The sequence below is a fragment of the Streptomyces resistomycificus genome, assembly GCF_001514265.1.
Taxonomy (GTDB): domain Bacteria; phylum Actinomycetota; class Actinomycetes; order Streptomycetales; family Streptomycetaceae; genus Streptomyces; species Streptomyces resistomycificus.
The window spans coordinates 272,581-281,398 of sequence record NZ_KQ948990.1 but is presented as its reverse complement, the minus strand read 5'-3'; the positions used below and the strand labels follow the sequence as shown (position 1 = coordinate 281,398).

General features: G+C 69.1%; 22 protein-coding genes. 21 read left to right on the top strand and 1 reads right to left on the bottom strand.

The window, feature by feature from the left end:
• Positions 1–168 precede the first annotated feature (168 nt).
• The 21 genes from AQJ84_RS40780 to AQJ84_RS11320 all read left to right on the top strand — a co-directional run bounded on the left by AQJ84_RS40780 (position 169) and on the right by AQJ84_RS11320 (position 8,446).
• Entirely contained in the window at positions 169–375 is a 207-nt protein-coding gene (locus AQJ84_RS40780) for a helix-turn-helix domain-containing protein (protein WP_225877219.1), read from the top strand.
• Positions 372–671, top strand: coding sequence for a hypothetical protein (locus AQJ84_RS11410; protein WP_030040150.1), 300 nt, complete (start codon positions 372–374; stop codon positions 669–671). Before AQJ84_RS40780 ends, AQJ84_RS11410 begins: the two co-directional genes overlap by 4 nt.
• 103 nt (positions 672–774) lie before the next feature.
• Entirely contained in the window at positions 775–1,080 is a 306-nt protein-coding gene (locus AQJ84_RS11405; RefSeq protein ID WP_030040151.1) for a hypothetical protein, read from the top strand.
• Complete coding sequence (locus AQJ84_RS11400; RefSeq protein WP_030040152.1) at positions 1,077–1,310, top strand: hypothetical protein; 234 nt, start codon at positions 1,077–1,079, stop codon at positions 1,308–1,310. The genes AQJ84_RS11405 and AQJ84_RS11400 overlap by 4 nt, the downstream gene beginning before the upstream one ends.
• Positions 1,307–1,924 (top strand): hypothetical protein, encoded by a 618-nt coding sequence (locus tag AQJ84_RS11395; RefSeq protein ID WP_051869831.1) that lies wholly within the window; start codon positions 1,307–1,309, stop codon positions 1,922–1,924. Before AQJ84_RS11400 ends, AQJ84_RS11395 begins: the two co-directional genes overlap by 4 nt.
• Before the next feature lies 1 nt (position 1,925).
• A complete protein-coding gene (locus tag AQJ84_RS11390) occupies positions 1,926–2,129 on the top strand; it encodes a hypothetical protein (RefSeq protein WP_030040154.1) in 204 nt (67 codons plus the stop codon).
• Positions 2,126–2,323: a hypothetical protein gene (locus AQJ84_RS11385; protein WP_053192040.1), complete on the top strand. Its 198-nt coding sequence runs from the start codon at positions 2,126–2,128 to the stop codon at positions 2,321–2,323. The genes AQJ84_RS11390 and AQJ84_RS11385 overlap by 4 nt, the downstream gene beginning before the upstream one ends.
• Entirely contained in the window at positions 2,320–2,508 is a 189-nt protein-coding gene (locus tag AQJ84_RS11380) for a hypothetical protein (protein ID WP_053192038.1), read from the top strand. The genes AQJ84_RS11385 and AQJ84_RS11380 overlap by 4 nt, the downstream gene beginning before the upstream one ends.
• Complete coding sequence (locus AQJ84_RS11375) at positions 2,505–2,957, top strand: hypothetical protein (RefSeq protein WP_030040156.1); 453 nt, start codon at positions 2,505–2,507, stop codon at positions 2,955–2,957. Before AQJ84_RS11380 ends, AQJ84_RS11375 begins: the two co-directional genes overlap by 4 nt.
• A gap of 21 nt (positions 2,958–2,978) precedes the next feature.
• The gene (locus AQJ84_RS43010; protein ID WP_157874981.1) at positions 2,979–3,116 is read left to right on the top strand and encodes a hypothetical protein; all 138 of its coding nucleotides are present in this window, start codon (positions 2,979–2,981) and stop codon (positions 3,114–3,116) included.
• Positions 3,109–3,294, top strand: coding sequence for a hypothetical protein (locus tag AQJ84_RS11370; protein ID WP_030040157.1), 186 nt, complete (start codon positions 3,109–3,111; stop codon positions 3,292–3,294). The genes AQJ84_RS43010 and AQJ84_RS11370 overlap by 8 nt, the downstream gene beginning before the upstream one ends.
• Positions 3,295–3,364: 70 nt before the next feature.
• Entirely contained in the window at positions 3,365–3,907 is a 543-nt protein-coding gene (locus AQJ84_RS11365) for a hypothetical protein (RefSeq protein WP_030040158.1), read from the top strand.
• A 131-nt stretch (positions 3,908–4,038) separates the two neighbouring features.
• Complete coding sequence (locus AQJ84_RS11360) at positions 4,039–4,374, top strand: hypothetical protein (protein WP_051869832.1); 336 nt, start codon at positions 4,039–4,041, stop codon at positions 4,372–4,374.
• Positions 4,371–5,204, top strand: a complete 834-nt coding sequence (locus tag AQJ84_RS11355; RefSeq protein WP_030040160.1) for a PD-(D/E)XK nuclease-like domain-containing protein — start codon at positions 4,371–4,373, stop codon at positions 5,202–5,204. The genes AQJ84_RS11360 and AQJ84_RS11355 overlap by 4 nt, the downstream gene beginning before the upstream one ends.
• A complete protein-coding gene (locus AQJ84_RS11350; RefSeq protein ID WP_051869834.1) occupies positions 5,201–5,983 on the top strand; it encodes an ATP-binding protein in 783 nt (260 codons plus the stop codon). The genes AQJ84_RS11355 and AQJ84_RS11350 overlap by 4 nt, the downstream gene beginning before the upstream one ends.
• Positions 5,984–6,057: 74 nt before the next feature.
• The gene (locus AQJ84_RS11345; protein WP_051869835.1) at positions 6,058–6,909 is read left to right on the top strand and encodes a phage antirepressor KilAC domain-containing protein; all 852 of its coding nucleotides are present in this window, start codon (positions 6,058–6,060) and stop codon (positions 6,907–6,909) included.
• The gene (locus AQJ84_RS11340) at positions 6,906–7,253 is read left to right on the top strand and encodes a hypothetical protein (RefSeq protein WP_053192036.1); all 348 of its coding nucleotides are present in this window, start codon (positions 6,906–6,908) and stop codon (positions 7,251–7,253) included. Before AQJ84_RS11345 ends, AQJ84_RS11340 begins: the two co-directional genes overlap by 4 nt.
• A complete protein-coding gene (locus tag AQJ84_RS11335; protein WP_030040164.1) occupies positions 7,250–7,441 on the top strand; it encodes a hypothetical protein in 192 nt (63 codons plus the stop codon). Before AQJ84_RS11340 ends, AQJ84_RS11335 begins: the two co-directional genes overlap by 4 nt.
• Complete coding sequence (locus tag AQJ84_RS11330) at positions 7,438–7,854, top strand: hypothetical protein (RefSeq protein ID WP_030040165.1); 417 nt, start codon at positions 7,438–7,440, stop codon at positions 7,852–7,854. Before AQJ84_RS11335 ends, AQJ84_RS11330 begins: the two co-directional genes overlap by 4 nt.
• Positions 7,851–8,105, top strand: coding sequence for a WhiB family transcriptional regulator (locus AQJ84_RS11325; RefSeq protein ID WP_037802778.1), 255 nt, complete (start codon positions 7,851–7,853; stop codon positions 8,103–8,105). The genes AQJ84_RS11330 and AQJ84_RS11325 overlap by 4 nt, the downstream gene beginning before the upstream one ends.
• Positions 8,102–8,446: a helix-turn-helix domain-containing protein gene (locus tag AQJ84_RS11320; protein WP_030040167.1), complete on the top strand. Its 345-nt coding sequence runs from the start codon at positions 8,102–8,104 to the stop codon at positions 8,444–8,446. The genes AQJ84_RS11325 and AQJ84_RS11320 overlap by 4 nt, the downstream gene beginning before the upstream one ends.
• 55 nt (positions 8,447–8,501) lie before the next feature.
• Here the strand turns inward: AQJ84_RS11320 and AQJ84_RS11315 are convergent, their stop codons facing one another.
• Positions 8,502–8,744 (bottom strand): hypothetical protein, encoded by a 243-nt coding sequence (locus tag AQJ84_RS11315; protein ID WP_030040168.1) that lies wholly within the window; start codon positions 8,742–8,744, stop codon positions 8,502–8,504.
• Between the last annotated feature and the right edge of the window lie 74 nt (positions 8,745–8,818).

Below are 8,818 nucleotides of genomic sequence, written 5' to 3'. Positions count from 1 at the left end.
AGCCGTTTGACCTGCGCTTGGGCTCACAAACAGAGCGTTTGGGTTGCATGGGGCGCACTGTGCTTACCGGTAGGTAGGGGGCGCGCCGGTCCCGAGCAGCTATAAAAAAGCGCACCGATGTAGCACTAGCGCTTGCCTGAAGCGTATCGAGTAGCTAGCTTCTAAGGCGTGAGACCGCACTCCAGCGCTATCCGCTACAGAAGGAGGGCTCTTCAAATGGGCCTGCGCACGCTCTCCGCAAAGACGGGGATCCATCGGTCGCACCTCTCCCGAGTCGAACGAGGACTCGCCGGGCTGAGTGCGGAAAACATCGAAAAGGTCGCGGACGCGCTGGGTGTCACCCCTGATGACATCACCCACAAGGAGACCCCGTGACCGCCCCCCAGGCCACGACGTCCGCGCCCCGCAAGCGCCCCGCCCCCAAGATCCGCGAGAAGCTCCCGGCGCCGCAGACCGCCGAAGGCCAGCTCTTCGCCTACACGCCCTACGAGGCCGCCATCTGGGCCCCGTTCTCCGGCCGCAAGATCGCCGAGATGTGCCGCCGCAAGGAGATCGACTACGTCTTCAACGGCCGCGACAACTACCTGACCGGCGCGCAGATCGTGGCCCTCATCGAGCGCTACACGGTCAAGCCGTTCAGCAAGGCCGAGCCGGCCCGCGTCGCCGCTTAGCGGCCAAGACCCCAACCGCCGGTTCGCACACCGGCAGCCGGGGCCCCGCGGCCAAGCCGTGCGATCCACCCCTCACGAACCGTAGAAACGAAAGGGGCTTCACGTGCCTCAATCATCCCAGAAGCGCGAGTCCTTCTACGCAAACGTCCCGCACCAGGTGTACGAGATCACCTGGCAGTCCGGGCATGTCGAGAAGGTCATCGCCCACCAGGTCTCGCACGACAGCATGCGTGTCCGCGTTGCCGCCCTCGGTAATGGCGTGTTCGGTTCCGACAGCGAGAACGCACGGATCAAGTTCCACGCCGAGATCGACGGCCAGTGGACGCTGCAGCTGTCGGCGTTCGAGGCGGACATCCGCACGATCCGCAACGTGACCTGCGGCGAACAGGCTCCGGGGGCCGCGTCGTGACCGCCCCGTCCCGCCCGATCGCCGACCTGGACGTGCCGCTGTCGACGCTGAAGCAGCGGATCGCCGATCTGGTCGAGCAGTCCCACCAACTCGACCCGCTTGACACAGCGTTCGCAGACCTGGCCTGCGCCTGCCCCGCCGAGGCGTGCGGCTGCGACCAGGACTACCCCGACTGGGCTGCCGCCCTCGCCGCACAGCCCACCTACTACCGCCCGCAGGAGACGCCGTGAGCGACTACCCGGAGATCGCCGAGCGGTTCGCCCGCGACACGGCGAGCCACCAGATGACCGTCCTGCACGACGACGGCCTGTACCGGCACCTGCGGTTCGAGGGAACGGCGGACTCGCCGTTCAGCCGCTACCCGTTCGAGCTGATCACATGGCCGTACAACCTCGTCGTCAAGGCGGGCTGGACGTTCCACTTCGACATCGACGCCACCCCCGACATGTTCGACCTGTTCCGGAAGACCGCCTTCAGTGGCCAGATCAACCCCGGCTACTGGTCGGAGAAGGTCCGGGCTGGGCGCGACGAGATCGAGGGCTTCAACCCGGACCTCTTCGAGCAGCAGGTCAAGCAGCACGTCGTCGAGGCCATCCGCAACGGAGACGCGCCGCGCGGCATCGGCGCCGAGGTCACCCGCGACATCTTCGAGTGGGGCGACATCAGCCACGAGGCTGGGGCCCGGAAGGAACTCGACGACTTCCGGTACCAGGGCTGGACGTTCGGCGAGACCTGGGAGTGGAAGTTCTGCGACTACACGCCCGGCTTCCTGCACTGCTGTCACGCGATCCGCCACGGCATCGACCTCTACGCGGCCTCCCTCAAGACGGCGGAGGTGGCGTGACATGGCGACCGTCACCGAACCCCGCCCGCTGGCTGACCTGGAGATGGATTCCGTGCTGGCCGTGGAGGCGGCGTGGGAGGCCCGCGCGAGGGGTGTCCGCCCGTGGACGACGGCCGAGTACCTGGACGCCGTCGACAAGGTCCACGCCCGCTACAGGCTGCGCCGCGAGTGGCTGCGCCGCCACCCACAAGGGGTGACGACATGACGGTCGCCGATCTTGCCGCGCTGCCGCCCGTGGTCCGCGTCCACGGTCTCGCCGCCCTCGTCGGTATCCAACCGGCTGACAGCGGGCCGGGGGAGACGTGGGAGGAACTCTGCGACCGCCTCAGCCACGGGACACGCGGCCCGTTCCGGATCTACGTCGACCGGAACGGCAACGTCACCGAGGCGACCCGGTGACCGCCCCGCCGGCCGTCGACCCCGACCCGGCCGCCGCGATCTGCTGGCTCAAGACGCGGATCGCCGACCTGGAAGCCGAGCTGGCCGACGCACAGGAACGCAACTTCGAACTCCGCACCGCCGCCGACTTCCAGGCCACGGAAGCCGCCGGATACATCGACCGCACCGGACTGGAGAAGCCATGAGCCTGCACCTGATCCCCAAGCTCAAGGGCACCGGCAGCCGACGCGCCGTCGACAAGGTCGCCAAGCTGCGGCAGGAAGTCGTGATCCTCCTCGGCAACCTGCACGCCGCCGGCGATGAGGTTGCCCTCCTGCAGCAGGACTTGAGGGAGAGCCGCGCCAAGCAGGCCGCGGCCGAAGAACTCGTCGTGCAGCAGCTCGCCGACATCGATGACGTCACCAGCCAGCGCGACGCGCTCGCTGAGGAAGTCGTTTGGCTGCGGCAGAAGTTCGGCGCGCAGCTTGCCGCTGAGGCGAACGCCGCCCGGGTCACCGTCCCTGCCTGGGTTCGTGACACGTCGGATCCCGCCGACCAGGCGACCGGCCCGATCGACGTCCGCGAAGTCCGCGCCCTCTGGGACGCCCGCGACGCCGGACTCCTCGGACCCGTCACCGACCCCGGGCACACCTGACCGCCACCGCAAGGAGAACCCATGTCCGAGAACACCACCGAGCTGACCCCCGACGGGGAGGCCTTCCACCGCTTCGCTTCCCGGTTCTTCAGCGACCTTCAGGACGCCGTGGACGCCGAGTTCGAGGCCAGCCTCACCGAGGACGACGCCGATGCGTAAGCCCACCAGCATCGACGGCATCCGCAACGGCCACCACGTGATCACGACCGTGAGCGGCCAGCCGGGACAGCTCGCCATCAGCCGCCAGCACCACCCGAACTGTCCCTGCCAGACCCGCGGCAACCAGTCGGTGCGCATCGCGAGGCGCCGCAAGCCCACCAGCCCGGCCGCCGCCTAACCGGACAGCAAAACCCCCGAGCGCTACCGACGCCCGGGGATCCGACACCAGCATCCCACAGGAGATCCTCATGATCGGTGAGACCACCGAGTACCGCATGGTCGTCCACGGCGAGCAGCGCTACACCGTCCCCGACGCCATCCAGGCCGCACCCGGCCTCGTCGTCTTCCGCATGCCGAACGACCAGTCGATCAACTGCCCAGCCCGCTGGCGAATCGGCCACCACGACGGTCGCGCCATCGCGGAAGCGATGCGCCGCGAGGACGCCTTCAAGGGCGTCGCCATCCTGGTGGAGTCCGGCATCGACTGGACACGCGACGAGGACTACCTCCAGGTCACCATCAGCAGCAAGACCGCACGGGACCTGTACGCAAAGCTCAGCTACGCCTGGTGCGACGAGCCCGGCAGCAGCTACATGCCAGGCGACGTCACCCACAACGGTACCTACACGGACGCCGACATCGAGGCCACCGCCGCCGAGTTCAAGGCGGACGGCTACAACGCCCTCGACGTCATGGTCGCCATGACGCACCGCGTGCCGTGGATGGGCCTCGACACCGACGACTTCAACGAGGCCCACAACCGGGTCGTCGAGCTCGCCGACGCCGACTAGCGGCCCGGCCGACACCTCCCATACGGCCGCGTCGAGCTCTTCCCCCAAAGCTCCGCGGCAGCCGAGGCGCCGCCCCACCCCTCCCCCTCGGCGGGGCGGCGCCCGGCACCCCACACCCTCTTGGAGATCACATGAGCACCAGCAGCATCACCATCACGACGGAGACCGCACGTCACGTGCTGTGGCGCTACGACCGGTGCGGCGGCGCGCAGCCCGGCACCTTCACCCAGCACCTCATGGCCGCCATCGAATCCGCAGACGTCCGCAACCGGGCCATCCTTCGCGACGCCTACCCGGAACTGTCCGAGGCGCTGCACCTGGCCCGGTACGACGAGGACGGCCTCGCCAAACTCCAGGCCGCCGCCGCGATCCGCTGCACCCGCTGCCAGGGCACCGACGGCCCGTTCGTTCCCGCCGGCCTGTGTGAGGCGTGCGCCCGCCCGATGCCCCTGGACGGCGTCGCATGACCGCCACGGTCGAGGTGCAGCCCGGCCTGTACGACATCGACGCCGAGCTCTACCACTCCGACCCGATCCCCGGAGGCAGCCTCTCCTCGACCGGCGCCCGCCGCCTCGCCGACTGCCCCGCCCGCTTCAAGTACTTCCTCGACAACCCCGAGCCCTACAAGCCCGAGTTCGAGTTCGGCACCGCCGCGCACACCGTGATCCTCGGCAACGGCCCCGAGCTCGTCGTCGTCGACGAGAAGCGCTGGGACACCAACGAGACGAAGGCCCGGCTCGCCGCCATACGGGCAGCCGGCGGTGTCCCCCTCAAAGCCGAGGCGCGACAGCGGATCGACGACATGGCCGAAGCCCTCGCCAACCACCCCGAAGCATCCGATCTCCTCACCCCAGGGAGCGGCCTCGCCGAACAGTCGATCTTCTGGGAAGAGGACGACATCTGGCGGCGCAGCCGCATCGACTGGCTCCGCCCCGACGAGATCGTCGACTACAAGTCCGCACGGTCCGTCCACCCCGACTACCTGCAGAAAGCCGTGCAGGACTACGGCTACCACCAGCAAGACGACTTCTACCGCCGCGGCGCCATCCACCTCGGACTCATCCCGCCCAGCGGCTCCTTCAAGTTCGTCTTCCAGGAAAAGCAACCGCCCTACCTGGTGACCGTCGTCGAACTCGACTTCCCCGCCCGCGTGATCGGCGGCGAACTCAACGACCGCGCCTTGTGGACCTACGCCATGTGTCGACAGACCGGCCACTGGCCCGCCTACAGCGAAGGCACCACCTACCTCTCGCTCCCCTCGTGGGTGGAGCGCAAGTACGCCCAGGAGAACTCGTGACCCAGCTTCCGCCGCCTGTCCGCGCTGCTCGCCCTGCCCAGCAGGCCACCTCTGAGCACTTCGCGTTCAGCCCCGCCAGCAAGGCCGGCCGTAAGGCCCGCCTGTCCATCCAGGGACTGTCCGGCTCCGGCAAGACCTGGACCGGCCTCGGCATCTGCCACGGCCTGTCCGAGGGCAAGCGGTTCGCCGTCATCGACACCGAGAAGGGTGCAGCCAGCCTGTACGCCGGGATCGGCGGCATCCAGTTCGACACCCTCGCCATGGACCGCTACGACCCGCGAGACCTTGCCCGTGCCCTCGACGCCGCGGCGCACGCCGGATACCCGACCGTGTTCGTCGACAGCCTCTCCCACTTCTGGAAGGGCACCGACGGAACCCTCGACCAGGTCGAGAAGGCCAGCAGCAGGTACGGCGGCAACAAGTTCGCCGGCTGGAAAGACGGCACCCCCATGCAGAACGACATGGTCGCCGCGATCCTCGCCTACCCCGGCCACGTCGTCGCCTCGATGCGCTCCTACACGGAATGGGTGCTGGAGAACGGCAAGCCGAAGCAGGTCGGCACCCGGCCCGAGCAGCGCAAGGGCATCGAGTACGAGTTCGACGTTGCCGTGGCGATGGACATAGACAACACCCTCGAAGTCCTCAAGTCCCGCTGCCCGGCCCTCAATCGCAAGGTCATCCAGCGCCCGCAGGGAGCGCGCGACATCGCCGGCCCGCTCCTCGCCTGGCTGGCCGCCGAACCGCAGGCCGAACCCGCGCCCGAGCCCACCGAGCAGTAGCCCGCACACCTGAGGCCGCCCCGCGGGAATCGGGGCGGCCCCACCACCAGCACACCACACCCCGGGAGGAACCTGTGAAGACCCTCGTCGCCACCCCCGACCCTGAAGAGCCAACGGGGTCGCCCTTCGACGCTGCTATGGGAGCAGACGGCCGGTGGTCCGCTCGCGATCTTCAGGCCCTCATGGGCTACCGCAAGTGGCAGTCTCTGGCTCCCGCCCTCGGGCGGGCCAAGACGGCAGCGCGCAATCAGGGCCTCGACGTGGCGGAGAACTTTACGGAGACGCGTAAAGTTGCAGGTCAGAGCGGCCCCGCCTCGGTTGATTACCGCCTCACCCGAGTCGCCGCCTATCTGCTTGCGATGAACGGCGACCCGAACAAGCCGGAGGTCGCATCAGCGCAGGCCTACTTCGCGATGCGCACCCGGGAGGCGGAAGTCCGGGCCGAACGACCGATGACGGAGCTGGAGCTCGCACATCGGTACATCGCCGCCCTGGAACGCGAGCAGCACCTCGCCACCACCAACGCGGAACTCTCCCGTGAGGTGGCCGAACTCGCACCAAAGGCTGAGGGGTACGACGACTTGATCGCCGCCGACGGCTACCTCGACATGGGGGCAGTGGCCAAGGTCCTCGCCCCAGTTACGGGCGTCGGCCGCACGCGGTTCCTCAACCTGCTCCGCGGGATGGGGATCATCATGCAGAACTCCACTCTGCCCTACCAGAACCTCATCGACCGCGGGTACTTCGCGGTGCGCACAGAGGTCAGCGCGGCCGGCGCGCACCCGTACACCGTGGTCACCCCGAAAGGGCTGCGTTGGTTGCACGCAGAGCTGCGCGAGGACCGCCCCACGCTAGGCCACGGTGACCAGGGCCAGGTCATCGAACTGCCCACAGGCAGCGCGGAGCAGGACGAGGCGGCGTCATGACCGCGATCGTGCAGCCCGCCCTCGACGGCAGCGTCCCCGAGCCGCGGCAGACGAAGACGCAGCGGCAGGCCGAGGACTACGAGTCGTGGCTCGCCGAAGTCTGGCCCAAGTTCATAGCCGCCGCCGCGTCGGGCCGCACCTTCACCACCTTCGAGATCGCCGACGCCCACCAGCTGCCGCAGCCCCCGAACCCGCAAGCTCACTGGGGCCGGCTCATGACCCTCCTGCAGGACGAGGGCTACGTGAAGAAAGCGGGCTGGGCCTGCTCCGCCCGCCCCACCGTCCACCACAGCGGGGTGCGCACCTGGAAAGGCACCGCCGCCGCTAGGAGGGCCGCCGCGTGAACCTCGCCTGGCTCGTGCCGGCCGTCCTCGCCCCCGGCGCCGTGCTCGCCGTCCGCAGCCTCTGGCGCGAACGCCGCCACATCCCCGCCGCACCCGACAACCAACGCGGCATCGACATCGACGCCCTGTGGACCTGCCGCCGCATCAACGCACTGCCCACTGCCAGCCGGAAGGAGGACATCTCATGATCGAGAGGCGCCACCTCAAGCTCACCGCCAGCCGCGCCTGCGGCCGTCGCCCCGTCTACATCCCGCCGGCCACCGAAGACCAGTTCAGCACCGAGCAGGTCGACTACTACGCCGTCGAGCGGGCCATCACCGGCGAGACGCCGAGGCCCGAGCTCACCCGCGATGAACTCCGCGAAGCCGCCCTCTGGCTCCGGCGCCACGGCATGGAACGCGCCGTCGTCTCCGTCCACCTCAGCGTGTACGAGCGGCTCGTCAAGGAGTGGGAAGCCGACGCCGGGATGCTCGGCCCCGACCAGCTGTGCACCGTCGACGGCTGCCGCAAGGCGCGTTCTGGGCGCGGCCTGTGCACCGTCCACCTCACCGCCGACAGGCAGTGGCGCAAGGCCGTTGCGGGATTGGGGATGGCCGCGTGACCGCCGACCGCTACGCCTGGATGGACGCCGCTCTCTGCGCCCAAGCCGACCCCGAAGCGTGGACCGAAACCGGACCCGGCCACGGCAGCCGCCAGCCGAAACGCATCTGCGGTGAATGCCCCGTCCGACCCGACTGCACCGCCCACGCCAACCGGCTCGAAGCCGTCGACGGCGCCATGACCGGGATCTGGGGCGGCGCCAGCCAGCAACAACGCCGAGTGACGCGACGCCAGATGGGAGAAGCCGCATGAACGCCGCCGAACTCCACGCCGCCATCGCCGAACTCGACGAGCAGGGGCTCTCAGCCCGGGCCGTCGCTGAACAACTCGGCTGCTCCCAGCGCACCGTCCACCGCGCCCGCAGTAAACGACGGGCCGCCGGCAACGACTGGACATGGGCGCCGCCCGCACCCGACGAGATCGCCGTCGAACGGGCCGCCGCCGGAGAACCGCCCGCAGACCTCACCTGGATCGAACGGCGTGCCGCGATCGCCCAATGCGACCAGTGGGGGCTCCCCGCGCGGGTCACCGCCGAACGCGTCGGCTGCACCCGACAAACCGTCTACTACGCCCGCAGCCGACAAGCCGCCTAGCCCGGACACGACAACGGCCCCGCACAAGCGGGGCCGGGGAGGAGGAGCGATGAGGTCAGTGCCCAGGCGGTCGGTGCGTGCTTTTCACCTCGACGGCCACAACCTTGCCGTCGGAGCGATGGATCGCGGCGTCCGGCCGCTTGGGCAGCGTCGCCTTCGGCCGGCGCAGGTACCAGGCGATGAACTCGCGGATCAACCGCGACCGCTCCCGATCACCCACGAGCGCGCCGAAAGCGTCCCAGTCCTCTTTCGGGATGCGGACGGGGCGCGCGGTCGTGTGGGTCTCCTTCGGGGCCATGCCGTGAGCGTAGCGCGTGTATGTACACGCGCGCCAGATAGAACGTTGCCGTGTACGTACACGACCGGTAGGGT